The 25,586-nt window shown below is 58.8% G+C and carries 20 protein-coding genes and 2 pseudogenes; 11 read left to right on the top strand and 11 right to left on the bottom strand.

Annotated elements, in window-relative coordinates; genetic code table 11:
- Positions 1 to 46: 46 nt before the first annotated feature.
- From BLV07_RS32200 to BLV07_RS32225, 7 genes are all read right to left on the bottom strand, one after another.
- Positions 47 to 442: an MFS transporter gene (locus BLV07_RS32200; protein ID WP_244551268.1), complete on the bottom strand. Its 396-nt coding sequence runs from the start codon at positions 440 to 442 to the stop codon at positions 47 to 49.
- Between the two features lie 186 nt (positions 443 to 628).
- Positions 629 to 1,807 (bottom strand): Wadjet anti-phage system protein JetD domain-containing protein, encoded by a 1,179-nt coding sequence (locus BLV07_RS32205; protein ID WP_091893995.1) that lies wholly within the window; start codon positions 1,805 to 1,807, stop codon positions 629 to 631.
- A gap of 2 nt (positions 1,808 to 1,809) precedes the next feature.
- Positions 1,810 to 5,247, bottom strand: a complete 3,438-nt coding sequence (locus tag BLV07_RS32210; RefSeq protein WP_091893996.1) for an SbcC/MukB-like Walker B domain-containing protein — start codon at positions 5,245 to 5,247, stop codon at positions 1,810 to 1,812.
- Positions 5,244 to 5,882 (bottom strand): DUF4194 domain-containing protein, encoded by a 639-nt coding sequence (locus tag BLV07_RS32215; RefSeq protein WP_091893997.1) that lies wholly within the window; start codon positions 5,880 to 5,882, stop codon positions 5,244 to 5,246. The genes BLV07_RS32210 and BLV07_RS32215 overlap by 4 nt, the downstream gene beginning before the upstream one ends.
- Positions 5,875 to 7,401, bottom strand: coding sequence for a Wadjet anti-phage system protein JetA family protein (locus BLV07_RS32220; RefSeq protein WP_091893999.1), 1,527 nt, complete (start codon positions 7,399 to 7,401; stop codon positions 5,875 to 5,877). Before BLV07_RS32220 ends, BLV07_RS32215 begins: the two co-directional genes overlap by 8 nt.
- 530 nt (positions 7,402 to 7,931) lie before the next feature.
- Positions 7,932 to 8,096 carry a hypothetical protein gene (locus BLV07_RS47865; protein ID WP_176945897.1) on the bottom strand — a complete coding sequence of 55 codons (165 nt, stop codon included), beginning with the start codon at positions 8,094 to 8,096 and terminating at the stop codon, positions 7,932 to 7,934.
- A gap of 94 nt (positions 8,097 to 8,190) precedes the next feature.
- Entirely contained in the window at positions 8,191 to 9,411 is a 1,221-nt protein-coding gene (locus BLV07_RS32225; RefSeq protein ID WP_176945898.1) for a tyrosine-type recombinase/integrase, read from the bottom strand.
- Between the two features lie 733 nt (positions 9,412 to 10,144).
- On the opposite strand from BLV07_RS32225, the gene BLV07_RS32240 reads away from it, so the two are divergent.
- The 7 genes from BLV07_RS32240 to BLV07_RS49800 all read left to right on the top strand — a co-directional run bounded on the left by BLV07_RS32240 (position 10,145) and on the right by BLV07_RS49800 (position 15,292).
- The gene (locus tag BLV07_RS32240; RefSeq protein ID WP_244551269.1) at positions 10,145 to 10,393 is read left to right on the top strand and encodes a type II toxin-antitoxin system HicB family antitoxin; all 249 of its coding nucleotides are present in this window, start codon (positions 10,145 to 10,147) and stop codon (positions 10,391 to 10,393) included.
- 359 nt (positions 10,394 to 10,752) lie between these two features.
- Positions 10,753 to 11,082 (top strand): hypothetical protein, encoded by a 330-nt coding sequence (locus BLV07_RS32245; protein ID WP_091894007.1) that lies wholly within the window; start codon positions 10,753 to 10,755, stop codon positions 11,080 to 11,082.
- A gap of 51 nt (positions 11,083 to 11,133) precedes the next feature.
- Positions 11,134 to 11,490: a hypothetical protein gene (locus BLV07_RS32250; protein ID WP_091894009.1), complete on the top strand. Its 357-nt coding sequence runs from the start codon at positions 11,134 to 11,136 to the stop codon at positions 11,488 to 11,490.
- A 931-nt stretch (positions 11,491 to 12,421) separates the two neighbouring features.
- Positions 12,422 to 12,658 (top strand): hypothetical protein, encoded by a 237-nt coding sequence (locus tag BLV07_RS32255; RefSeq protein ID WP_210187827.1) that lies wholly within the window; start codon positions 12,422 to 12,424, stop codon positions 12,656 to 12,658.
- 74 nt (positions 12,659 to 12,732) lie between these two features.
- On the top strand, positions 12,733 to 13,467 hold the full coding sequence (locus BLV07_RS32260; protein ID WP_091894013.1) for a hypothetical protein: 735 nt from the start codon (positions 12,733 to 12,735) through the stop codon (positions 13,465 to 13,467).
- A gap of 445 nt (positions 13,468 to 13,912) precedes the next feature.
- Positions 13,913 to 14,155: a hypothetical protein gene (locus BLV07_RS32270; protein WP_091894017.1), complete on the top strand. Its 243-nt coding sequence runs from the start codon at positions 13,913 to 13,915 to the stop codon at positions 14,153 to 14,155.
- Between the two features lie 1,008 nt (positions 14,156 to 15,163).
- Positions 15,164 to 15,292, top strand: a complete 129-nt coding sequence (locus BLV07_RS49800) for a hypothetical protein (RefSeq protein ID WP_283806548.1) — start codon at positions 15,164 to 15,166, stop codon at positions 15,290 to 15,292.
- Here BLV07_RS49800 and BLV07_RS32275 read toward each other — a convergent pair.
- The 3 genes and pseudogenes from BLV07_RS32275 to BLV07_RS32285 all read right to left on the bottom strand — a co-directional run.
- Positions 15,289 to 16,572 (bottom strand): type II toxin-antitoxin system HipA family toxin, encoded by a 1,284-nt coding sequence (locus BLV07_RS32275; RefSeq protein ID WP_091894019.1) that lies wholly within the window; start codon positions 16,570 to 16,572, stop codon positions 15,289 to 15,291. The two genes, BLV07_RS49800 and BLV07_RS32275, sit on opposite strands and share 4 nt — an antisense overlap.
- Entirely contained in the window at positions 16,569 to 16,853 is a 285-nt protein-coding gene (locus BLV07_RS32280; RefSeq protein WP_091894021.1) for a helix-turn-helix domain-containing protein, read from the bottom strand. Before BLV07_RS32280 ends, BLV07_RS32275 begins: the two co-directional genes overlap by 4 nt.
- Positions 16,854 to 17,020: 167 nt before the next feature.
- A pseudogene (locus BLV07_RS32285) lies at positions 17,021 to 17,230 on the bottom strand (tyrosine-type recombinase/integrase); the annotation flags it as partial.
- A 617-nt stretch (positions 17,231 to 17,847) separates the two neighbouring features.
- On the opposite strand from BLV07_RS32285, the gene BLV07_RS32290 reads away from it, so the two are divergent.
- Together BLV07_RS32290 and BLV07_RS32295 are read left to right on the top strand one after the other, a co-directional pair.
- Positions 17,848 to 18,072, top strand: a complete 225-nt coding sequence (locus tag BLV07_RS32290) for a hypothetical protein (protein WP_091894025.1) — start codon at positions 17,848 to 17,850, stop codon at positions 18,070 to 18,072.
- Positions 18,073 to 18,597: 525 nt separating this feature from the next.
- Positions 18,598 to 18,879 (top strand): annotated as a pseudogene (locus BLV07_RS32295) (ISL3 family transposase); the annotation flags it as partial.
- Positions 18,880 to 19,496: 617 nt separating this feature from the next.
- On the opposite strand, the gene BLV07_RS32300 reads toward BLV07_RS32295, so the two are convergent.
- Complete coding sequence (locus tag BLV07_RS32300) at positions 19,497 to 20,261, bottom strand: ferredoxin--NADP reductase (protein WP_091894027.1); 765 nt, start codon at positions 20,259 to 20,261, stop codon at positions 19,497 to 19,499.
- An 897-nt stretch (positions 20,262 to 21,158) separates the two neighbouring features.
- Between BLV07_RS32300 and BLV07_RS32310 the strand changes: the two genes are divergently transcribed.
- Together BLV07_RS32310 and BLV07_RS32315 are read left to right on the top strand one after the other, a co-directional pair.
- Complete coding sequence (locus BLV07_RS32310; protein ID WP_091894059.1) at positions 21,159 to 23,120, top strand: putative bifunctional diguanylate cyclase/phosphodiesterase; 1,962 nt, start codon at positions 21,159 to 21,161, stop codon at positions 23,118 to 23,120.
- A 1,483-nt stretch (positions 23,121 to 24,603) separates the two neighbouring features.
- Positions 24,604 to 25,581, top strand: coding sequence for a DMT family transporter (locus BLV07_RS32315; protein WP_244551270.1), 978 nt, complete (start codon positions 24,604 to 24,606; stop codon positions 25,579 to 25,581).
- Positions 25,582 to 25,586 lie beyond the last annotated feature (5 nt).

Here is a 25,586-nt window from a genome sequence, read left to right on the forward strand (position 1 = left end):
ACCGGGGCGCCAAACATTGACGCCACGTGTCGCAGATCGCACCCGATCAGACGTTGATGTCGCGGCCACGAATTTCCGGCAACAACAGCGCACCGACGATCGCCGTCAGGCCGGCAAACACCACCGTGTACCAGCGCCCACCGAAGATGTTACCGGTCGCAATGACGACCGCCGTCGCGACGAACGGAGCGAATCCGCCGATCCAGCCGTTTCCGAATTCCAGGGCTACGGAAACGCCGCTGTATCGAATGCGGACCGGAAAGAGTTCAACGAGAAGCACTCCGAGCGGCTCGTAAACCATGGTCGCCAGGAAGACCATGGCTAACAAGATGGCTATGACCATCGGCCTGTTGGGCTGCGCCGGCGTCTTTGCCGATGGCAGGCCTTTTTCGGTCAGCACATTCACAAGCTTGGTTTTATCGAAGCCTGCGACTGTGATCACAATGATCCGCTGCCTCTGCTGCTGCTTCTGCTGATTATGGAAGGGTGTCGAGGACCACGGCTCAAGTTTGGAACTCCTGCTGATTCGCTAGAGCTGAAGCTTGCCGAAGGAGAGCCCAATAGAAAGCGAGTGACAACGCCGCTCCGCATCGGAAGATGGTCGAAGTCCGTACAGTCTCAACATCCTCTATTCGTTGGAAAAAGGCAGAGGCAGGATGGGATCGAGTTCCTCCTGCTCCAGCGTCTTGGCATCTTCCTTTGCCAGGTACGCCGCCAGAGCTGCAATCCCGGACTCCGGCGGACATCTCGCCGGGGCGGACTTTTTCGACGACACCGCGCCGAATCTTTCAGCTATTTCGACGCTCATCAAATGAGGTCGAACCGGGCGACCGACGGCACGCTCGATCGTATGGAAGATCCAGGTGCCGTCCGGATCGATGTCCGACCAATGGAAGAGCGGCGTGCATTCGGACACCATGCCCGCGATCGTTCGCAGCGCCTGTTGGGTGGCGAGCGAAGGATAGCCACCCACGTACATTGTCGCGCCAAGTCGACCAGGGTCCGCCTCGGCAATGTGCCTGTTGAAGCTTGCGAAGTTCTCTATCGTCAGGACGTAAGTCGGAGGCTCGCGAAAGCGGATGCGATCTGCCTCCTTGGGCGTAATTCCGAGATAGTGGGGTGAGGCGCGGGACAGATCGGCCCCATCTAGATCAATCCGCCCCGCGATCAGGAGCGGCGGAGCGAAACGCTCCAACCCGATGGTTCGCAGCGCCTCTCGCGGGCGGGCGCCGGGCGGAAATTCGAGAATTCCGTTGAGAAGCCGCACGACGACGCCTTCTATGTGCTCGAGCGTCTTGCTGTAACCCACCGTCCTTCGTGAAAATGTTTTATAATCGACGTCCAGATGCTTGTTGTCCAGGATCGCCTGAGCGAGAGCGAAGGCATCACGCAGCTTGTTGACATCCGACGCCCCGAATCCATGCCAGCTCTTCCCTCTTCCCCAAGCATCTGTGATCGACGGGATTGCCTCGACCAGGCGCCCGTCCAAGGCGAGGCCGGCGACGAGTCGCATACCGGCATCTTGCGCGAGCTGTCCGGCCGGAACGCGACCTAAATGGCCATACAGCGCATTGGCCGCGCGCAGCCTGACGTGCGCGATCTGGTCTCGTCTGGCACCCTTCCCCATTCCGAGACTGACTGCGCCGGCCTCTTCGGCGCGCGCGATTTGCTTTAGGAATGTATCGGCAGCTACCACAGAAGAAAACGCGTCGTAGTCCGGATGCGCTATGGGGCTCGCGGCCCCGCCTTCGTATCGGTCCAGGAGGTCGTTCAGTAGCTCGTTTGCGTCAGTGAAGCGCCGCGCCATGGCTACTCGGCGGCAAGGCGCGTGGCGAGCTCATCTTCGGACATCAGATCCGGATCGATCGCCATCAGTTCGCGCTTGGCCTTTTCCTTTAGCGCGACCACGGTCGCCCTCGACTGCTCGCCAATGCGATCCACTTCCACGATCGTGTCCATGTGCTCCAGCACCGCGACCCGCTTCTCGAATGGCGCCGCGATCACGAACTGCAGCCCCAAATTCTTGTAGAAGCTCATCATCTGCCGCTGGTTCTTGCCGTCCATCTTAGAGAAGGCCTCGTCGAACATGGCAAGCGCGAAACCCGAAGGCTTTCCGGCACGCCGCTCCGCGCTGCCGTAGACGGCCGCAAGCGAGGCGCCGATGGCCACGTAGATCGGCACCTGCTGTTCGGCGCCTGATCCGGTGCCGCGCCGCTGCTCCCAGCGGCTCGACCGCCCGGTCGCGACGTCCTCCATATGGATTTCGAAGGTATAGAAGTTTCGGTAGTCCTCAAATTGGGTGAAATCCTTGTCCGGATCCTCGAGCAACGCCTCGAGCGCCAGGATCGTGTCCTTGTGCGGAAAGTCGTCGGGGACGTCGCCGCGGAACAGCATGTCCAACGCCTCCGGAGACGTCTTGCCGATCTCGATGATCTTCAGGATCGGTTGGAATTCCACCACCTGGGTCCGGTGGAACGAATAGCGCTCGTTGTGGAAGGGATGGGCATGAAGACTGCGGGTCAGCGACTGCAGATCCCGCTCCATCTTGCCGATCCGCGAAGTCAGCGCGTTGATGAACTCCCCGCGCAGAAGCGTGGCTGCCTTCTCGGCCGCTTCACGCGCCTGCCTCTCGTACTGGCGCAACTCGTTCGACTCGATGTCGTCGATCAACTGCGTCATCCAGGGCTTGACCTCCTGGAGAGGCTCGCTCTCGATGCCGACCTGGGAGCTGACGCCGAACTCCCCGAAATACACCTCCAGCGCCTCGCGCACCTCCCGCTCGATCTCCCTGCGCTTGTTGTTCGCCGCCTCGACATCCTTGGCGGACTTCTCCGCAATGACGCGATGGCGTTCGACGTCGTTCTTGTGCGGCCGGGCGTCGAGGCGCGCCCGGTGCACGGGGCGGCCTTTCGCCACCGAGTAGAGCGAGAGGTTCTTGGCGAAGAGCGACCAAGCGATCTTCAGGTTGAGCTGAGAGCCAGGCACGTTTTCGCCATCGTTCAATCTGCTTCGCGCCGTTCTCACCTCGCCGTCGTGCTTGTTGAAGGCATCCTGCTGGGTTTTGCGCTCCGTAAGCCTTCTCTGCTTGAGTTGTTGCTGGGCCAGCTTTTTGTCCCGAAGGCCGCCGTCGCCGGCGCCGTCGAGGGCCGCGAGCCTCGCCTGCGCATCCGTTGCATCGACCTGCGCTGCGGCAAACGCCGTGGCTGCGGCCTTCAGGTCGTTGGAAGGGTCATCACAGAGCGTCTTCAGCGCCATGAAGGCGCTGTCGGCGATTTGAGCTTCCCTTTCTACCTGCGCCAACGAGTCCGCCAGATCTTCGGCTCGCTCCTGCAGGGCGCGCAGCGCGCTCGCCTGCGCCGCCTTGCCGATCTTGTGCTGCGACGGGTCGATCGACCGATGCGTCCGGACGAGACCGTCGTCGTAGAGGCCGTCCTTCATGATGGCGCGGCCGGGCCTATTGAACTGGTCGAGCGTGTCGGCAAGCCGCACCGAGCCGTACCGGCGCATGATGAACGAAAGCGCGTCCGGATCCTGCGTCCGGAAGATCGAGGGGAACGTTCCTCGCTCCGGCTTGGCCCTGAACTGTTCAAGCTTGTTGAGACTCACAAGGGAGGTACGGCGGAATTCGCGGCGTCCTTCCTTGAAGATTCCCGTGGCCACTCCGATCTGCGTCCGGTCGACGAACACCGCATCGCGGTCGCGGCCAAGTAGGGCCTCCGCGGCTCCTGCCCATTCGGGCTCGGCGACTTCGATCAATTCGCAAAGCACGCGCGGCGCCATTCCTTTCTGCCGAAGCCGTTGGCAGAGGAGTTTCGTATCATCCTCCAGGTGCGCTCCGGGTCCTCCGGATGCATGCTGCCGGATCCGCTCGAGGAGCTCGTTCCGCTCGCTGCGCAGCTTCGACACCTGTGCGATGATCGTCTGACGCCCCTCGTCCACTTTCGCGAGCCGCTGCGCGCCCAAGCCCGTCACGGCAGCTTCCGCGGCAGAGAGCTCCCCGGAAACTGAGGTGACGGAGCTCGTCCCTGCGACGGCAAGGAGACTCTCGACGACGGGAATGAGATCGTCAAATCCGTGGCCCGCCATCGCGCGCAGCGGCTGCAGCCGCCGGATGGTCTCGAGCCGAGCCTTGAAATCGGACGTCGCGCGCTGCGCTGCCTGCTCGGCTACCGAGGCGCTCTGCTGCAGCGACTTCCTGCCGGTCTTGGCGTCGTGCTGGGCGATGGCCTCGGTCAGTCGTTCGATCTCGTCGTCGATCGCCTTGATGTCGTCGTCCAGGAACTTGAGTTCGCCAGTGGCTGCGTCGCGCTGGGCCGTAGCCAGTCGCAGCTTGTTCCTGAATTCGCGGTTGGCGGCTCGCGCAGCGAGCCATTCCGCGCGCTTGGCGATCCACTGTTCGCGGAAAATGGCTTCGAATGTCGCCTCCAGGTTGGCCAGGATTTCCCTCAATTGCTTGAGTGCCTCCAGCTTCAGGCGCATCTTCCGGATGGTATCGCTGATGTTGCGGTAGGTCTGGATCGACTCGCGCAGCTCCTTGATCCCGATCGGACTGTCCTCGAGGATGTAGTTCCGCACGAACTGAGTGGCGGTCTGATTGTGGTCGAGTGTCATGGCGTTGACGATCGACTTTTGCAGCGCGCTCGCGTTCTGCTCGCCCCACGGCGAGTGCGGCAGGAGATGCCGCATGTACTCGCGGACGTAGTCGCCCGCCCGGTCGCGGTGATTGACGAAATTCGCCTCGCCGACCGCGGCGACGATCCTGGCGCGCACGTCGTCCCACTGCGCGGGGTACTGCGACTCTCCTTTCTGTTCGATGAAGTCCTTGGAGGTCAGGATCGCTCCAACCGCGACGAACAGTGCAAGCACGGTCTCCCTGGTGTCTGACTTTCGGGCCTCCAGTGCCATTCCGATGGTGACCGACGGCCGCTCTCCGTCCGCGTCTTCGAAGCCGAGCGCGATGTAGGTGCGCGCCTCGTCGCGCCGCCGCTGGTCTTCGCCGAGAGTTCCAAGACAGTAGTCGACGACGCTGCGTTTCGAGGCGCTGCGAGATTTTCCGCTGTCGCCGGCGACCGCGTTCAGGCGCAGGAAGCGGCGGCTGCCGCCCGTGAGAACGACCTGCGCCATGTCCAGGATCGTCGATTTGCCGGAGCGGTTTTCGCCGAGCACGCCGACGTGACCGGCCACTTCGATGTCGGCAACATCGAACAGATGCCAGTTCACCATCGTGAGATGGCGGAGCTCCATCATGTCTCTCCTCCCGTCCTTTGCGGGAAACGAGCCTCCTCGCTGCGGACGTAACGCTCCAGGCGCTGAAGGGCGTCACCGCCGCTGATTAGCTTGATCATCGGGCGAATTCTGACCTCCCAATCCTGCTGCTCGTCATCGAAGTCGCCGATCTCGACCAGGTTGCGCTGGGCGACCTCGCGCAGGATGTCGCGGAAACGGGCTGCGGAGATCGCCCCTCCGCCACTGTGCTGGGCCATCTCCCGATAACGGTCGAAGAGGTCGTTCAAGGTCGTCACCACGACCGCGCGATCTTCGACCGCGCCGATGTTGACCTCCTGTTGCCAATATGCCGCCAGCACCAGCACCACGATGGTTTCGTCGAGCTTCATCCGGGGCAATGGCACGTCCTCGTCCATGGCGACGATGCCTGCCCACTGCGCCTCCGGATCGCGATGCACCCGATAGCCGCAACTGTCGAAGAAGCCGTCGATCACATCGCGGAAGCGGCCGTCCATGATCGTGTTGAAGACGCTACCGGTCCTTGGGTCTCCCGCGAACACGAATTGTCGGCGCAACAGGAAGTGCAGCGCCTTCCGGAGATCGGCCGCCTTCTCGGCGCCGGCGGAATTCTCGATGTTCTCGAATTCGCTAAGCATGGACCGTCCTGCCCTTCCGGAGCGGGCCCGAACGCCGGACCAGGAAGTTGGCGCACCGAAGCCAGTCGCTGTCGTGCGGCGGCGTGTCTGGACACGGCTCGAGTTCGAATCCGGCGGCGATCTGCACCGGCACTTCGCCAGTCAGCGCATAACGACGGGCGCAATCGAATGCGAGAAAGTCGTCCACGGTGTCGATCTCCATGAAGCGGGCTTCTTTGGTCGCGAAGGGAGGTACCTGCCCTTCGAGAAAGCGTCTTACGTCCTCGGGGTTCGGCGCGATGCGCGCGATGTATTCGAGACGGAGTTTCTTGCGCAGCTCGTACAGCGGATCCGATGGCGGTCCGGCGAGCGCCCTCGCCTCGACGGGGCGGCGCGGCAGCCTGGTCGGCGCCTGATGATGCTCCGACCAGGGTGACCGCAGCGGCTCGATGCTCCACTCGACGGTCGCCTTGTCGTGCCGGCCGTCGCGCAGCAGCGCGTCCAAGCGACGTACCAAGTCGCCGGCCCGTCCGACGAGCCCCTGGGCTCCGCGTTCGGCGTATTTGATCGTGTTGCGGACCCGGGCCTCGAGCTGCCTGCGGAAGGTCTCGATCCGATCGAACATCTCGCCGATCTGCTCGAAGATGTTTTCGATCGCCAACAGATCGTCCGCAGCGGCCATTCGCCCGTCCTCGACATCGGACGCCATACTGGCTGCCACGTATTCCTCGGCGAGCACCTGCATGGTCTCGGGGGTATAGGAGACCCGTCGGGCGAGGTCGACGATGGCGTCGCGGAACCGGTACGGATGGTTGACGGTCAGGATGGACTCGAAATCCTTCAACAAGAGCTGGTCGACGAACTCTTCGAAGAAGGCCTCCAGGCGAGTGCCCACGGTCTTCGACTCCATGACCGTCCGGCGGATGCGCTTCAGGTCGGCGAGAATTGCCCGCAAGCTCTTGGTGAACTGGTCGGCCTGGTTGCGCGCCTCGCGGACAGCTAGTGCGGCTTCGCGCTGCTTACGGTCGGTGATCTCGGGCGTGAGTTTTTCGACTGCCTCGAGATTGAGACGGATCTGCACGATCAGTCCGCCGAACCGCTGCGAGAGATCCTTGTTGAGACTAGCCAACCGCTGGATGACGAGGAGTGGTCCCATCGCCATGTCGACGGTGACCCTCAGACCGTATTCCTCCTCCTCGAGCCATCCCCAGGCGAGTAACCGCGCGTAGAGCTGCCGTGCCAGGCCGAGTGCTTTGTCGCCCTTCTCGGAGGCGAGCGCGACATCCGCCTTCCGGATGCGGCGGCGGCCCGCCGAGATCATTTCCGGCAGCGCGCCGAAATCATCGCCCTCGTTCCACAACGCAGGATTCGTTCGCATGACGTCGTAGACGGCGTGGACGACCTGTTGGGGCGTCGGAAACGCCGGCGCGCCCGAAAAGAAGCGCTCATGGAGGTCGAGCAGACACGCTGCGTACAGGTGTTTGTGATCGCGCGAAAAGGCCAGAAACGCGTCGTCATGCAAATGGCGGAACAAGGACAATGGGCGCTGCTCCTTGGACCGGCTTCATCCCGAAGGACTCATCAAGTCGGCCCCTAAACTCATGATATGCGGCAGAATATTGTGGTTGAGGGTGGGTTCAATAGGGTGCAACCAGGGGAATAGTTCTTACTATGTTCCTGATATAGCTTTCCAGTCCCGGCGTTGTCGAGTCTCCGAAAGTCGCAGCAGGGATCCCACCGCCGCTGGCTTCAGCGGCTCTAGGCTCCCAAAGGTTCGACGGGTGTCGGCCAGCGATACTACTGCCTAGCTGTTGAAATCATTTTGCTTTCTCGACATACGTAGATTCGGCGAAGCAATTAAACGCATATATGCAAACATTTATGCATATTTTGCTTTGCGCATCCCTCACCTCCCACCAATGACCAAATGCTCGATGAGTTGCGGACCATCTTCCTGTTCGAGGCCGACCACGTCCTGATCAGTTCCGGATGGCGAAGGCGGAGGCCTTCATCGGATTCCCGGCCCGAGACAAGGGCGAGTACGTCCACGAGTCGCCCTCGAAGCTGGAGCTATTGTTGTTTGCGGACATCACGGCCTCGTTCGAGCGGGCGTATGAGTTCGCGTTCAATCGCAGTCGGCTGAATACATTCGGCGAGCACGAAGTCCAGGATCTTCAGGTCTTCATGGAGGGCACTGCGCGCATCGGCGGGATTTCCTCCGCCGGAGAGCAGCACCAGTTCATGACCCCGGACGGATATTGCCGCACGGTGGCCGACGCCGCGCTTGCCAGGTGGAAGCTCGAGTGGGCGGGTGACGACTCGGCGACATTCACGACCCGCGATTTAGCCGAATCGTTCTTTCGGAGGCCGTATATGAATCGCGCTTCGCGATTTTGTCGATCGCATCAGACAAATAGTCGGGATGGTGATGGCCATAGGTGTTGAGCAGCACCTCGAGCGACATTCCAAGATAGCCTGCAGCCTGCCAAGGATCTGCGCCTCTCTGCATGAGCCAAGTCGCTGCGGTGTGCCGCAGGGTATGGGGGGAGACTCCCGGAGCGAGCCCCGCAAGCCTTACAGCACTCTTGAACGCCGTTTTGACCGAGGTAACAGCCTTCCCGCTGTATTCGACGAAATGTTTCGCCTCCGGGTCGATCCGATGCCAACGTCGTAGGTGAGCAAGCAAGCGGAAAGGAATCGGCACTGTCGGCTGCCGCTTGTTGGTTTGAGCGCTGCCCTGCTTGAGACGGTAATAGCGGCCGCGCTCCAAATCGACATACGAGCGGCCGATCGCCGGAATGGGAGATGCCGCAGCGATAGCTCCCGCACGGGACCCGCTGTAGATCCCGATCAAAATGAACCGAGCAAGGTGGCGCAGCGGACGCTTACTTGTGGGGATCTTTACATCATCCGTCGATCGACGCGAGCCCTTCTGCATTTCGCGATAGCGCCAGCAGGTCCAAACCAATTTGGCCGCATCGCTGCGCGTCAGCCACTTGTCTCGCGGTTGGCCCTTCTCCGGCAGCGACACCTTCACAATTTCCCGATGATATCCTTCGGCTGCATGGTGACCAATGGCAGCGCGGAGGTCTTCAAGGTCTCGGCGCGCGCCTCCTCTCTTGCCGCGCTTCTTGGCGTACGAGCGACATGCCTCGCCATTTACCTCGCCCAACATTTTTGCTCCCCACCACTCGTTCAACCGTTCGATCCGCTTCTTGAACTTGCGGATATCGGGGATGGTATCTTCGCTCTCGCTATCGACATTGAAACGGCCGCGAAGCTTGTCCAACTGCGCGTCCAAATAAATCGAGAGGACATCCGCGATAGCGATATCGTCTATGTGGCGAATTCGTCGCTTCGGGCTGTGTTTGGAGCTTATGTAGTCTCTTAGCTTTTCCTCCGCGGCCGCAATCTCATCTGCAGCGCAGCCTGTGCTGACATCCCGGCCGTTGTCTCTGATGATCCAGATTGCCTGGTGAGTGATCTTTCCGCTCTTGTTTCGGCGGGCAGCCTTGAGCTGAAGTCGGGCTCCTTTGCTTCTTCGCGGCATAGCGCTCGCATCCGTTCGATATGAGCCAGCGTTGTAAATTCCTTGCCGGCAATCTTCTCGATAACCAATCGATTACGATCGCGCTCACGACGCAAACCCGCGACCGTCATTCCTCCCAAAGGAAATGCGATGTTCACGGCATCAGCAAGGCGAAGAGGAGTGTCAGGTGTAATTTCAGGTTGCGTTCGAGTTGGCATCGACGCCCACGGCGCGGCTGTTAAAGACCGAAATAGGATGTCGGCGCCTTATTGAGAGTAAAGCTTTCCTTCGTTCCATCGCAGGATTGGCGATTTCGTCGCAAAATTGAGCAGGCGACCGAAACAACGTGGCTGAACTCTATCAGTTACTTACTGAGGCTGGCGTGCCGGAGATCGCCATATGAGCTGTGCGCGCGAGAACGAGAGTGGTTGAAGAACTGAGATCTTTGTGATGCGCGGCCGGTCTCGGAGCCAACCTGGTCGCCGCAGCGACTGACGTCTCTGCGCCCTCGACAAAGCATTAGACTCGTCCGCCCTACCCGTTGCTCTTTGGCGTCGTGGACGATTAAGGACGTGGAAACGGTTTGCGCGCAGCATGGCGGGGTAACGTGCAAGCCGCCCACCGGGGGCGGAGGCCACTACAAGGTATCCCATCCCGGCATAAATCACATTCTAACGATATCCTTTAAAAGGCCCATCAAGGCTGTATATACTCGCCTCCTAGTTAGGTTCCTCGAAGCGGTCAGGAGGATCAAGTGAGTATCTCGACTGATTACCCTGTAATGATTAGGCCGCTTTCTGCCGCTGATGGGGGCGGTTTTATCGCAGTTATTCCCGATCTGCCGGGCTGCATGTCGGATGGCGAGACACCTCAGGAGGCTCTGGAGAACGCGCAGGACACAATTGCGTGCTGGATCGAGGCCGCTCACGAACTCGGGCGACCCATTCCACAGCCGAGACCGGAAGAGCCCCTTCCGATGCGCAAATTGGTTGAAGTCGAATAGCCCGCCAGATGGCGGGCTTTCTCTTAGGACTTACCGTGCAGAACTACCGTGAACTTCCGGCCGATCCGGACGGGTCTCGGTTGGCAGCGCAGGCGCTTCGGGCTTATCCCTGGGAAAAGTGCCGCGGTTCGCGATTTTCCTCTGCCACCGGTTGCTCCGGTTCGCCGCGAAGTGGTATCAGTCCGCTAATGCTGCTTCTTGACAAGAGCAAGAACGACACATCTTTCGTACTATCTGGCTTTCTGATCGCTCATACTCTTTAAAGGAAGGCGATCAATCCCGAATACGGATTCTTCCGATACGCCGCTGAGCGCTCTGCCCGAATATATTCAGGGCTACTGCCCTCGCTGGCGTTCATTATGCTCGCCGATGCCGCCATTGGTCAGAACGATAGTTTGCTCAGCCTCTTGGCCAATGTCCTCATGAACGAGGGCTACCGTGGCATTTTTCCGAACGTCCTACCGCGCGAACCATTCGGGTCAGCCCCGCAATTGTGGACCCTGGCTATCGAATGGCACATCGTTGCAGGTGCCGCCTTCTTTCTTTTCAAGGGTCGCGGCAGGCTGGCAGTTCTAGTTCCGGTGCTGCTTTTCTATGGACAGACGCCGATCCATTATCTTTGGGGAGCCTACCAGGCTGACGGTGTAGCAGCGGCGGCTGCCACCTACTCTCTGATCCCAAGATTTTAAATCTCGAGAGAACTCGGAATCGTGCTCGCCGTTGTAGGTTTTTGCGCATGCATGGCTCTGACGAGACCGGGCGAGGAATACAGCTTTCAAACGTATATTCTGCTACTGATCGCCTTCGTCGGGCTCGTGTCTTGGTCGCAGGGAACAAGTGGCATCTCAAAGCTTGCCTCCGAGCGCATCCACTTCTTCGCCGACTATTCGTTCACCCTCTATTTGATCCATCACACGGTCATGGTTGCGATAAAGACCTTCCCGCAAGCGAGGACACTCGGGCTCATCGCTGCAATCGTTGTCTCCAACCTCTTGGCTTCCTGCTCGCTGAGAATCGGCGAAAAGCAGCACCGCAAGGTCTTAGCTAAATTGCTGGCACTGTCGCTCGGGCGCGCGGATCGTCTCGATGCCAAATGATTCTGATCGGCTGGTGGCAACGATCGTTGGGTGAACGATCGCTGGCCCGCACTCTCTGGGACCTCGTCTACGAACGCGGGCACGATTTGCCGCCGGCCATCGCCGATACGCCCTCGTGGCTGCGGAGCGGCTAGGATGGGCTTTTGCAGAAAGCGAAGCTCCCGCACGCTCCGAGGCGGGAAGCATCGATCGGCGCTCGCTTGGTTTGATCGCGAAGATTATTCCAAGATCCTCGAGACATTGGGATACCCAGAAGACTTTTCGAGGGACTGGAATCGTTGGCACGAGCTTGCTCAGCTCAGGGAGCAAAGATTAAAAGGGCGTGGGTTTTTGGCTGTGCGGGTTCTGGTGCGGCCGGACGAGCTTTTGAGCTGGTGCAATGCCAAGGGAATTGCGCCGGACGTTAAAGCGCTGGACCATCTAGTGGCGGTGCGCGGGGAAGGAGTGGGACTTCCCAGAACGGATGGGCCTCGCGATCGCCAATAGTGCCTGAGTCGGTTCGGAAGGAGTACCTCCCAGTCGTTAGCTACTTAGGATTGTGTAAACTGCCAGTTTACTCGCAGCGCGACGGCGCTTAAGCCTCAGGCCTAAACGTCACAGGGCGCGAAATTCGGAACCACCTATGCGGTTTGCGCATTGACAGCCCGCGGTTGTGTTCGCGATAAGTGGACCTAAATAAAGGCCGATTCCGGGACGGATCACATGGGTCAGATTCGCAGGGTGTCAAGGAAAATTTTCTTGACGTGCGCTGCTGGCCCTCTAGGGTGGTCGAAACCAGAGCGGGAGCCGGAAAAACTTAATTTGCCGTTAACCCCCTGGAAAGGTGAACCGTCGTAGCCATTACGGCGACATCACTCGTGGAGGAGATTCGCGTTCGTTTTACCCGTTGGCGAACGCGGTGGTGCATCAAACGGGGAAAAGGGCTAAGTCCATGTTGTTGCAAGAGAAAGAGGAATTAAAGGGCTGCCTCTTCTCGAGGCGGGACCATCAGAAGCTTGTCGACATCAAGTTCTTTCGGGGAAACAATAATATCATTTCCCCCGAGGAGTTGAGCGCGCAGGTATGTTCTATTGCGCGTCAGCGTGAGGCAGGGTTGGCCCCCGCCGCCGGTCCCATCCGCAGCAACAAAGCGGTTACAGATATTCGCAATTTCGTGGCCAAGTTGTAATATCGTTTCCGGCGAATCGTTGATCGGTTTCAGCCCAGGGTACGCCCTGGGCTTTTTCGTATGTGAGGGACCGCGTGAGTATTGTTCGGCTCATCATGCATTTTTCGACGCGGGAGCAAGTTCCTGTGCAGGTTGACGACATCGTCAACTACCTTCGAGGCGTGGGCATTCAGGACGAGATATTTTTCTTCCCGACCACCAAGCTGGATATCGGCATCCTGAAGGGCGAAATCGAGCGTTTGATCGACGAGGCGGTTATCCCGCCCAAGAAGATCGCCAACATCTATTCCGCCGAGGAGCTTCACACGAGCGAAAGGCGCCTTGTGGAAGGCAAGGAACTTCTCCACCTTCTGGATGAAGAGCATTTTCGTGTTCACACCTTTGAGAAGCTCGAAAAACTGATTGAGCAAATAGTGATAGAACCAGGCTCGAAGTACTCGGTGCCTGAGGACGAAACGCTCGCCGACATCGATCGTCGCGCAATCATCCATGCACTGGCGGTCTTGTTCCCCTTTGCCGTCCGAGCTCAACTCGTGACGCCCTATAAGGCGGGGAAAATCAGTCTCCAAGAGATAGTCGAACTAGTAGATTTGCCGCTGGAGCACGTTCAAGCGGTCATGGATGACCGATGGGAGCACGCTCATAAGCTGATGATCCGACCGCAGCGATCTGCTGGGCCTGAGAGGGTAGCAATCATGAGCGATGCTGGCCATCAGGTCGCGATCGCCAGTGTGCCTATCGGCCAAGATCCAAAGCGATATGCCGAGGAACTTTCCCGAAGAATGGCCAAGTCCAAATCAGGGACCTAGTCAAACTCTTAAGCTATCCCCTTCAGATATACCCAGCCGCCGATGCTCCGTCTCGCCTCCCCGCGCCCTCGGATCAAGTCTCGATTCGCGATGTGCAGTACGTGTGCGGCGTTCAGACGCCCAAGGGATTGATAATTTGCCAGCCTGACCCGCCGCCGTTTTAATCGCTGCATGCGGCCTCAAAAGATCACCTTCGGCCAAATGCGCGAGATGGGCGTGCGCGGCGTCCTGATCTATTGCGCGGACTACCGCTGCGGTCATTGCATTGTCCTGAGCGCCGATCGCTGGCCAGACGAACTGCGCCTGGCTCGAGCTGCACGAGAGTGGGATCTACGTCAGGCTCTTGAAGACAGAGGCCGCTAGCTGAGGTGGCCTTACCGAACGTCCCGAGGTTTGATCTGTGGTTGATCGGGGCTGGGACCGATCATTTGACGATCCGATAGAGATGAACGGCCGCAAGCTGGTCACGGTGCGTGATGCCGGCAAGTACATCGCGAAGCTGCCGAAGAAACAGCACGACGCGCCGGAATGGCAAGCGGCGATGGAAGCCCTAATCCTGGTGGCGGAGCAAGGCGGCCCGACGATGTTCGCGCGGATCAGGATCATGCGCGCCTTGAATCGCGATAAACCGATTCAGCAGCTAGAGCCGTCTCGCAAACCTGCCAAGGCGTACAAGATAGTTAGGTAGCTATCACGATTGCGGCATCGAAGATCGAAATTCTCTAGCCATCCTTGCGCGACGCAGTTGGCGTCCCCATGTCGAGTTGGCTCTGACTTTAGCCCCGCGTTTTGCACCATGTCTTCAAGGCGCAGAGCGGGGGGTTAATGACGGAGCTGCAGAATGAGTTGGGAATTGTTCATCGCTCTGACTGAATTATTCCTCGCGCTGTTGCGGTTCTATCTGGTGTTCTTCGGGTAAACCCGCAGACGTTGATAGGATCAACGAACTGGTAGGTAAATGCCCCTACCCGGTGGGTTCGCCCATCGTGAAATACGCGCCGCTGACAGGCAATTTAGACCCGCTCTGGGCTGGGGTTTGAACCCCCTCATTCCTCAAAATAGCTCACGTGAAGTGGCACCACAGATCACCAGCTTCCATAGGTCACCGATAAGGTGACCTCTTTCATTTGCAGAAGTCAGTCATCAACTGGACGACGAGATGCCGACTCCCTTAGATGGGTACCGCGTCCCAAATGACGCGTGTTGCAGTGTCGGCCAGCGTCAGCCGGGTATCGGCATAGATCGGGGCGTCGATCGACCGCAGGCCGTATTTCCCCACGCTGTGTTGCCTAGCATCTCGGTAGTGAGCGCCGATGAACTCTCGGACTCGGGCCTGCACCTGATCGCGCTGAAGCGAGCCCTCCGCGATAGCTAGGAAAAATCATCTGTATCACGTCGTCTCTGACGTCATGAGGCAGATAGCGTGGGACCAAGTTTGCAATCTGGTTGAACTCGATCCTCTCCGGCGTGAGGACGATCTCCTTTGATGGAGTCGGACGCAAAATCCACGGTCGCCGGAGCAACAGCTTCGATCGGTAGAACTGGTCGAACTCGGGGTTGATCTTTCGAAGCAGAACCAGCTTGTTGAAGCCGAGGATGCGCTCCGGAGTTTTCCTCCCGCAATATTGGGCTGTTGTTTTCCCCGCGTTGATCGCGTCGGCCACGCGCTGGATCTGCTCAGGGGTTGACCACCTGCATGAAGATCATGATCAGCGGCGCCGGCAATGCCGGCGCCGATCATGGCCGCGATGATCGCGGTCTCGATGTCGACGCCGACGATCATCTGGTGCTGGTGCTGGTCTATTTGCCAGCCCCCAAAAGCTAGGTCCCCTTTAGAAGGCGTTCGCAGTCCTGGGCTCGTTTGGTCAAAGCCGTTGCCAATCGCTCGATAACGGCGTTCTCCAACCCCTCCTTTTGCGCGCGCGCGCGGATGTCGTTCACGAGGTCGGGGATCTGCCCGGCCATGGAGATCAGGGTCCCAATGACCACATCCGCGTCAGCCCGCGTTTCGCGCGCGAACTTCTGCCATTGGCGCAGCCCAATTTGATCGAGCTTGTATTCGCCTCCGACCTTCATAGCGAGTTTGACCTTCCGCTGGTCGACGTGATCGTAAGGAAGAATGCTGGCTATATCATAGAGCGGTGCGAGGCGTACGTGCGGGCCGCTAGCCAGAAGCAAGGAATAGTTCTTTGCGTGAGCGTCGGAGCCTCCAATGAGCCAGTTGAAGCCCAAAGCGCTGACGAACGTCTCAAGGTCAGCCTCGCGGTCTGTCGAGTAGGTGCGTAGGAGCTCGATCACATCGGCGGGCGTTGGTCCGCCCTCGTTCTGGTATTTCTTGGTCGGGAGGATGCCCATGGCTTGGCAGATGTCCTCCTGATGCACGCGGATGATGTCGTTCCCACGGACTTGCCGATCGTAGCGTTCAACCACGATCGCGATTTCCTTTTCGAACCACATCACCTTGGTTTCAGCGGCCGGCAGCCCGAGTTCGCGCGCGAGTTGCAGGCAAATATGCTCATTCTCGGCGTGACCATCGAAGTGGCCTGTCGGCGGTTTCAGGATGTGGGTGGTCGGAATGCGTCCGGACGGAATGCCCCATCGTTTGTTCTTCAGGGCAAGAGCCGTTTTCGGCTGGGCGCCCGCAAGACTGAATTGGCCCGTGTCGCGGGGCAGACGCCAGGCAGCATGGTCCTCACGCAACGCCTGAAGCCGGTTTGCTAGTTCGGGCTCGTCCAGCCATTCGATCTTGTCGTCTTTGCCTGTCTTTAGATCTTCCAGCCGATCCGGCGTTACAAACTGGACGGCTCCGGCGCAATCCTCGCCGACATTGGAAATGAGAGCAAAGACGTTGCGAGCTGAGACCTGGAACTTCTTTGCCCAACGATCGAGTACGCGCTCATTGTCCGGCAGAAGCCCCCAAAGAAAGGCCTGCACGGCGGCAGGGCCGTGTTCCTGTGCGGCAAGGGGCATGGACAGCGAGAGAGGGTAAGCTCCCGCTGATCCGCGCCAGTCGTCGTTATAGACGAAGGTCAGCCGGCTGCGGGCATCGCTGCGCACCAGGCCAACTTCATTGCCGTCCAGGAGCGCGACAAGTTCACTCGTCATGCTTTGCCCTTCTTGGCTTTGGTGACGATGGCGTTGATATCAACCGCGGAGGTTGACCCGCGGCTGGTGGGCGTTCCACTGTTTGCGTCCACAGGGATGCCGAGGACGTCGAGAGCGCGGAGGACAAGCGCCAGCTCTGCGCGCGGATGTCCGTGCTCGACCTCGATCACCCATTGACGGCTGACGCCGATGCGCTTGGCCAGTGTCGACTGGTCGAGCTTGAGGCGTTTGCGTTTGTCGCGAATGACGGCGCCGAGCTCGGCAGGTGTACGTATGAGCATGGGGCAATCCAAATGTCAGCGTTCGCTTACGTTAGCGTATGTCACCGTTCGCTGACAACCAAAAAAGTCGTCGTTCGGCGACATTTCGAGATGTCATCGATCGACGACATAGCAAAAATCCCGAAGTATTAATTTTTTCAATAGCTTAACCCGGATAAAACCTGGCATTAACCAAGCAATACCCGCTCCGCTGCGGCCAGTTCCTCGCTGTCATCATGACGCGGAAACAGGTGACCGTAGATGTCCAGCGTCATCACGATGGTCGAATGACCAAGGCGCTCCTGAACCACCTTCGGCGGCAATTCGAGGCGGCCATCGACCTTGCGGTTGATACACCAGCTCGCGAAGAAGTGCCGCAGTGAGTGCAGCCCGGAATATTAGGGTTTATTCGAAGCTGCGGGGATCGATGAGCTTGCGGGCCTGCCTACAAAGCACAGCTTCGTTGATGGGCTGACAGCATTGATTAGCTCCGCCAGTTCGGGATCTCTTGCAAAGCTCAGTTCAACAGCATCGAGCAAAATCCGGCCTCAAATCGAAGTGCTTGCGGTAACGAGGGGCACTTGCGTGCCGGATCAGAATTGCGGGCCTGCCAAATGAATTATGGGTGAATGTAGAGTATGTACTGTCCTCGCCTGAGCCCGGCATAGCCGTCAAGACCAGAGTTGGACGAACCAAAGACACTGGGATTGCGTGCATCAGGCGATCTTCAAGAATCGCGGCGCATTCGCGCCACTTCCCGCTTACGCCAATCGGCTCGCGCGCAAGGTGTTGGCGATCGAGCGTCGGCGATGTAAGATTCGCAAGCGAACTCGCATTTTCTAGCGCGGGTCGGCTCCGTGCACGACCATCATCGCCGCGTTGCGAGCTCGGTACCATCAGGGCATCTACAAAAAACTAGCCTCTACTCACAGCGTTGAGACCGCTGCCACGATTTCGCCTCTGGGCGATCGGCTAATTCATTCAGTGTCATGCAGCGATTCGCGTGAGGCATGGAATGCCCGACTTGACGCTCTGGAACAAGCTGACTCGCAAGGAGCAGAGAATTGTCATTAAGCTGTACGGCGGAGGTTCCACGCATGGCGACAGCCTGATCGAGACGGTCAACCTCACGCGGCTGGGTCTCGTCACTGAGAACGGTTTAACCTCGGCCGGCCTTGAGGCCTTCGTCGCTGCTTTCAAAGCGCAACGTGACGCGCGTCAGCGGGAGTTGCTGGCGTAAATCGCGCGACGCTACCAGAACGGCAAGCCGGCTGCGAGACGCTATGTTCGGTTAGGTGGGTCGGGTGCGCTGGTGCGCCGGACCCGGTGCCAAGCTAAAAGTGCTTGGCGGCTAGCAAGCCCAGCAGCACGGTGCCTGACACGGCAAATATCGCGATCAAGTTGAGCAAGTTTTCGCACGCGACGGAAACTGTCGTGGCATTGCCCGGTGACGAAGTCGGATTAGACTTCTTTTGCTTCGGCCTCTGGCGCTTTTACCGTTGTCGAGATTGCTCGAGATGGAGGAGCTCGGAACAGCAAACCCCTCCAATGTGTCATTCGGCCTGCATTGAAACAGATTCTACTACCTACCATTCGCCGGCTATTGCATTCTATTCTAGCTCCGCTGTACACCGCATCGTCGTTTCAAACGCTTGCGCATCGGAAGGCCCTTCCGGGTTTAAGCCGATGAAAAGTGGGTTCGCGTCCATTTGAGCCCGCCGATATCTTGGTCTGAGCATTCGCTAAAGCCGCGGCCACTCCCACCCTTGTCGAAGCTCGAGAGATCATAGCCGAATTCCACTTGATGATCCGGCGCGGAGCCGCCGCCGAGCTATCGTCATGGATCGAGCGCGCTCGTGCCAGTCTCATCTGCTCATTCGCTCGTGGCGTTACGATTGATGAAGCGGCAGTTCGGGCGGCAATCACTTTGCCTTGGTCTAACGGGCAGACCGAGGGGCAGATCATCCGCCTCAAACTCGTTAGACGGCAAATGTACGGCCGCGGCAAAATCGATCTGCTTCAGGCCAGACTAATCGGCGCAGAATAGAATGGTGCTGCATCAAAGCCGCGTCAGAGCAGACGAGAGCCAAATTTGAACGCCGATTGACAGGAAGTCGGCTAGTACAATCAGAAGATTTAAGGGCGCTGGCGAGCTTTCCACCAAGACGCGGCTCCATGATCTCGACGGGTAGTGTCCCCTGTCAGCCAGCCGCACGCGCCCTCAAACAGAACTTGAAGCGGGTCGGGCTGTGAAGTCAGATCGAATAGCGCGCGGTATTCGACGACTCGAATGGCCAACCAGCGGACGTCGGCAAGTGGTACGTCAACACAGATGGAATCGATCGCATTGCGCCGTCCTGTTCGGACTCTTTGCTAAAGCTTTCGAGGTGTTGTTGCAGATCCTCCGACTTCTGCTGATCGTGCCCCGCGGGCGACTAGACCGTTTGCCGACAGGAGGGGCAGTGATAGCGACAGCGGCATGGCCACATGACAGCGGACTCTCGCGCGAGTGCAGCGTGAGCAAAGTGCACGGCCAGATCGCCAAAGGTGCCGGACTTCCGAGCCTGCAAACGGGGTAAAGAACAAGCACGCTTTGAGGGCCACCGGCGGGCGACGGTGACAGTTGAGGCCCTGGCTCGATCTCACACAATCTAGGGCTACTGTTCAAACGCCGTTTTCGACCACGAATTGCGCCGGCTTGCCGTGACTGCCCTCAACCAAGCCCCTCCCCACCAACAGCTCGCGGGTATCGCGCACCAGCGCAGGGCTGCCGCAAATCATGACGCGGTCATGCTGCGGCTCGACTTCCGGCAGTTCGAGATCCGAGAACAACTTGCCTGACGCGATCAGGTCGGTGATCCGGCCGCGGTTGCGGAAAGGATCGCGGGTAACGGTCGGATAGTAGATCAGCTGGTAGCGCACGAAATCCCCGAGCAGCTCGTCGCTCGGTAGCTTCTCGGTGATCATTTCGCCATAGGCAAGCTCGGCAACGCGGCGGCAGCCGTGCAGCAGCACGACATTTCCGAATCGCAGATAGGTTTCAGGATCCTTGATCACGCTCAGAAACGGAGCAAGACCAGCGCCGGTGCCAATCAGATAGAGATTGCGCCCATCCTCGAGATTGTCGATGACTAGCGTCCCGGTCGCCTTGCGGCTCACGGTGATCTTGTCACCTTCCTTCAAATGCTGCAGACGCGAGGTTAAGGGATCGTTCGGCTCCCTGGTCGAGAAGAATTCCAGCCGGTCCTCGTAATGGGCGCTGGCGAGGCCGTAGGCACGCAGCAGCGGCTTTTCGTAGACCTTGAGCCCGATCATAGTGAATTCGCCGCTGCGGAAGCGGAACGATGGATTCCGCGTGGTGGTGAAGCTGAAGAGATTGTCGGTCCAGTGATGGACGCTCAGCACGCTTTCCTGGCTGAAGTTGCTCATCTCACCGCTCCCGCGAAGGTTAGAGTGTGATCCGGGCACCTGTTTTCCGCAAACATCATGGTCAAGGCGCCAAACGCAACGAGCGCGTTCGCTTTAAGCGAACGCAAAGGCAAGCAGGCTCGAGCAGAGCACCACCAGACCGACCACAGTCAGTGTCAGGAAGCTGTCGGAGACAATGTCACGATTGCGCATGAAACACCCACGATTGCTCCTAGGAGCGAGGGCAGCAGTCCCGCCTTGGCTTAACGAGAGAACAGCCGGCCACCGCCTCAAACGCCTTCTGCCGCCAGCGCTCGTACTTAGGTCTCGGGAATGGGACACCGGTTAGAGGGATGCGGAGATCGTCGTGCCCACATCACCTCTATGGCCTTGGCGACATTAGACCTGCCCTTGCGTTCGTATCGTGCGTGTTTTGGGTTGAACCCGCAGTATTGCTTCGTTCTATCGGACATGGCGCGGGAAAGCGGCGAGATCTCGGGCGGCCACGATCGGCAGGGCTGCGTCATCCTACCGACGTCATCGATAGAGAAAGTCGTCGGCGCAGGCGGCCGTAACTTACGATGCGTTCGGCATCTCATTTTCGTCGAGAACTATCGATCTCATACCGCCCCACCGCAGGTTAGCGCACAAGCTGCCATCATGGCCGCTGAGCTGAATTCGGCGATCGATTAAAGGCATAGGTCAGTACGCAACGTACAGAACTATGCCCCCGCGTTTGCGGTGACAGAGGACAAGGGGGGTCGGCCCAGCTCTCGGCCCCGCCTTAGCCACCGAAATAATGAGTTCGGCCCCCCATGCCGCGCCGGACGTGGCGAATGTCAAGAATTTATCTTTTCTCAAATGTTTGCCGCGACCTTTCAGTACTGGCGGCAAGAGCCAGTCCTGCGGGGGTCCCAGATGAGGACATATCTGAGCTCGTATCTCTCAAAGCTATTCGCGGGGGATCTGGCGGCTTTCGGCGGCCCGGCGACTGATGAAGCGGTGGCAGGGCACATTCGCGCGGAGCAGATCTCCCTCGTGCTTGGTTATTCCCTGGGCATAATGCTAGCCAACGCCTGCAATGCGACGGTGCTTGCAATTGCCCTCTGGCACTCGCCCAACAGAAACTATGCCTTGATCTGGGCAGCTGCCGTGGTTTGCGGCGCGTTATCGATAGGCTTGAAGGCGCGTTTATCCCGACGGATTACGAAGCCGCAGTTCGTCTCCCGACAGGCCATGCATCGGCTGGTGCGAAATGCGCTCGTTCTTGGAACCGCCTGGGCGGTTGTTCCGGTAGCTTTCTTCGCCGACGCCTCGAATGGCGGCCAACTCGTGATCACATGTCTTTGCTCCGGGATGCTCGCGGGCGGAGCATTCGCCTTCGCTACGATTCCGGTGGCGGCCGTTGCATTCACGGCTCCGATTTTCGTGGGTACGGCAATCTGCCTCGGCAGAAACGGCGATTTCGTCTATCTGCTCGTCGCTATCCTCGTTGTGGCCTATGGCTTCGTGCTTCTGCGCGGCGTTTTCGCCCATTCTTTCGAATTCACGAAACGCACCATTGCTCAATTGGAAGCCGAACGGAGGGTCCGGCGGGATCCCCTGACCCAGTTGCCGAACCGTTTCGCCTTCAACGAAAGCCTCGAAGCTGCCCTCAACCGGTTGGCTCGCTCGGGCGAGGAATTCGCGGTTTTGCTCCTTGATCTCGATCGCTTTAAGGAAGTGAACGACAAATTCGGCCACCCCGCAGGAGATGAGTTTCTCATTCAGGCCGCGGCGAGACTGCAGCGATGCGCGCGTGAGACCGATACTGTCGCGCGGATCGGCGGGGACGAATTTGCGCTGACTATGACCAATCTGGCCAAAGTAGAAGACGCGTTGGAAATCGCCGAGCGCTTCGTCGGCGCTTTCGGCCAGCCATTCCTGATCGAAAGATGCGAGGTCGCGAGCACGACGAGCGTCGGAATCGTGTTGGCCCCACGCGACGGCAATACGCCTCATGAGCTCCTGAAAAATGCCGACCTTGCGCTCTATCGCGCAAAAAAAGCGGGGCCCGGAACGGTTCGCTTCTTTGAGGTCAGCGACGACAAATCAGCGCGCGATCGAAGGGCGCTGCAAAGGGATCTGGAGGAGGCGATCGGGAGAGACGAGCTTTTTCTCGTCTACCAACCGTTCTTTGATATTCGCGAAAACCGAGTAACCGGCTTTGAGGCCTTGCTGCGCTGGCAACACCCTGTCCGGGGAGTCATTTCGCCGGCTGAGTTCATTCCAATTGCCGAGGAAACCGGCTTGATCCACCCGATCGGTGAGTGGGTGGTCCGACGCGCCTGCTCAACGCTGTCGAACTGGCCCTCTGATCTCAGGGTCGCCGTGAACTTCTCTGCAGCTCAATTCCATAACACCAGCATCCTGCAAACAATCGTGCAGGCCCTGACGCAGGCCAAAGTCGCCCCTAGCCGGCTTGAAATCGAAATAACGGAGTCGATGCTGATCTCAAAGTACGGGCCGGCGTCATCGATTCTGAGTTCACTCCTGCAACTGGGGGTGACGGTGGCGCTAGACGATTTCGGAACGGGATTTTCGTCGCTGACCTATTTGCTAAAACTGCCTTACACCCGCATCAAAATCGATCAATCCTTTATACGGGACATGCTGACACGGCCGGATAGCGCGGCGATCGTAAAATCAATAATCACGCTAGCGCAGGATCTGCACATTGGCGTGGTCGCGGAAGGCGTCGAGACCACCGAGCAGCTCGAGTGTTTGCGCCAAACCAGCTGTGATGAAGTCCAAGGATATCTCATCGGTCGGCCGGTATCGGCCGACCGCATCTTCGCCCTGCTCGACCAAAATAAGCAATGGTCGACGCCTGCCGCTTGAAACGCCTTGGGCAAACCGACAGACCATGATGAAGCGCGATGCGGCGTGCGGCGCTCGCATTGCTAGCCGAATTAATCCCAGGACAGGAATGTGACCAACTTGCGATAGCACCCTAATGCACCAAGTTCGTCACATCGTCTTGTTGTCCAGCGTCAACGGTAAGGCCGATTTCGATCAACTAGGTCGAAGGTCTATCGGTAGGTACATCGGAGGCGCGAAGCCGCCGTTCCGCAGCACCAGGGCATCCCGCAAATAACGAACCACTTCCACGATGATAATTTGCGCGCCACTTTGCGTACGAATAGCCGTATCAACGTCTTCGACCAGCTTCATCCGCTGGCGTCGCGTGACTTCTCAACCTCGTCGAGTAGACTAAGCCGCACGTGAACTCGCTGCCCGAGCCGTAGCGCACCGAGATCGCTGCGCCCCCCATGAAGCTCCTGGAGGACGAGATCGGGACAGGCAATCTCATCGCCGTGGGGATCAGACCGTGATTATGAAGATGATAGGAACTCTGCCATCTTAGAAACCTATCTCGACCTTAGCTTCCGCTGTTCCACATCGATCCAGCGCCACGGCCGAAGCGACATCCATGCACTGACGACAGCTGGCTGAAATCTCCGGCGAGACCCAACAAGCTCTGCGGAAAATGAACGGAGCCGCTCAACGAGGACCTAACATTTAGGAGCGCGATGCGTGCGACTGTCAAAATGGCCATCTGAACCAGAGGCCAGAAGGGCCGGCGGCGTCCTACTGGCTGACCTTCAGGTTCGGCAAATAAGCCCTGCCGCGACAATCGTTTCGTGCTCTATGAGCGCCTACCGCGACTGTTCGCCGAGCTCGCCTGGCGCGCGGCGACGGTTGCCATCAACGCCTATTGTACGATCTCGACCGCATCGAGCTTCTGCTCCTCGACCACCGCGGTCTTGAGCCGATCGCCGCTGGCGCCCCTTGCGCGGCAGTTCGGGTCCATTAATGGTTTTCCGTTCACGCACAGCTGACAGCACAATGCCGCAGCGAGCCGACTGCTTCAAATGAGCTTCTAGATCTGGATCGTTGACATCAATTGCCCACCACGTTCCGTCCAAGCATATCAAGGGTGAAGAGACGAGAATTTTATCTCCCTTGCCAGAACGCACGTCGTTAAGCTCAACTTTCACGATTTCCGCTCCCACCCAATTCAGATTTCAGTGTCGGCAACCTATCCCGAATGGCTCCAGATTTAGTTGGAAGAAAATGAAGACTTTTAGACATTTCCTCGGCAATTGCCCGGGGCACTGGGCCAGGCAAGGGGGTGTTCGGCTCGGCTGGTCGGCAATCGGACGCCGCCGTGTGTCGCGAAAATTAACCAAGAATTGTTTCTGTTACCCATAACACTTCCCTAAGACTTAAAGCTAAGCGAGACCAACTTTTGCTAGTGGCTCGCGAGCAATAGTCGCGCGGCAAACGCTGACGCTATCTATCCAATTTTATGGAACGCATGATGAGCGATCTTACGGACACCGCCCGCCATCCGCAGAACCCAATTGCCATTCCCGGCTTACGGAAGGATGACGTTGTTCGCGGAATATACTGCATGATCGCCGCGAGCGTGATGTTCGCACTATCGAGCGCACTATCGAAATGGCAAGCCGCTCTCTATCCAGTTGGCGAGGTTATGTTCTTTCGCTCCGTTTCTGCGTTCGTTCTCTGCGCCGCATTGATCCTCCCGGCAACGGGCATGTCAGTCTTTAAGACTCGGCGGCCCCGCGCCCACCTTGCGCGCGGGCTGTCGCAGTCGATCTCGCAGACGTTCACTGTCATCGCCGTTAGTCTGATGCCGCTTGCAGGAGCGATCGCAATCAATTTTTCTGCATCGTTGTGGGCGGCCTTGCTGTCGTTTATCTGGCTTAAGGAGCGTGCCGGAATCGCGCGTTGGAGTGCGCTGGTAACGGGATTCGTCGGGGTTCTCGTTGTGGTAAATCCAGGTGCAGATTCGCTGCAGATTGGCGCATTGTTTGCGCTGGCAAACGCGGTTATGTATGGCAGCGTCACGGTTGCCGTTCGCGGAATGACCGCAACTGAGTCTGCGAAGACGCTGTTGATGTGGCAGATGCTTACGGTGACCTTCTTTCACTCCTTCTTGCTGCTGTTTGGATTCCGGATGCCCGCCCCGGCTGACGCAATCATGTTGACCCTGAGCGGTCTTACAAACGCCGCGGCACAATATTTTTGGACGCAAGCGCTTCACCTAGCCCCGGCCGCCGCCGTCTCACCATTCTATTACCTGACGCTCGTCTGGGCACTTGCGATCGGATTTTTCGTTTGGGGCGACGTACCGACGCTTTGGCTTCTGATCGGGTCCGGCATTGTTGTTGCATCGGGCCTGTTCCTGCTCGTGCACGAGGCTCGGCGGCCAACCAAGAAGCCGATCTCCAGTGAACAAACTGGAGAATACGGTCTTCAGAAAGTCGCTGGCTAAGCTGG

Source organism: Bradyrhizobium sp. Rc2d, assembly GCF_900099855.1.
In the GTDB taxonomy this organism is placed as follows: Bacteria; Pseudomonadota; Alphaproteobacteria; order Rhizobiales; family Xanthobacteraceae; genus Bradyrhizobium.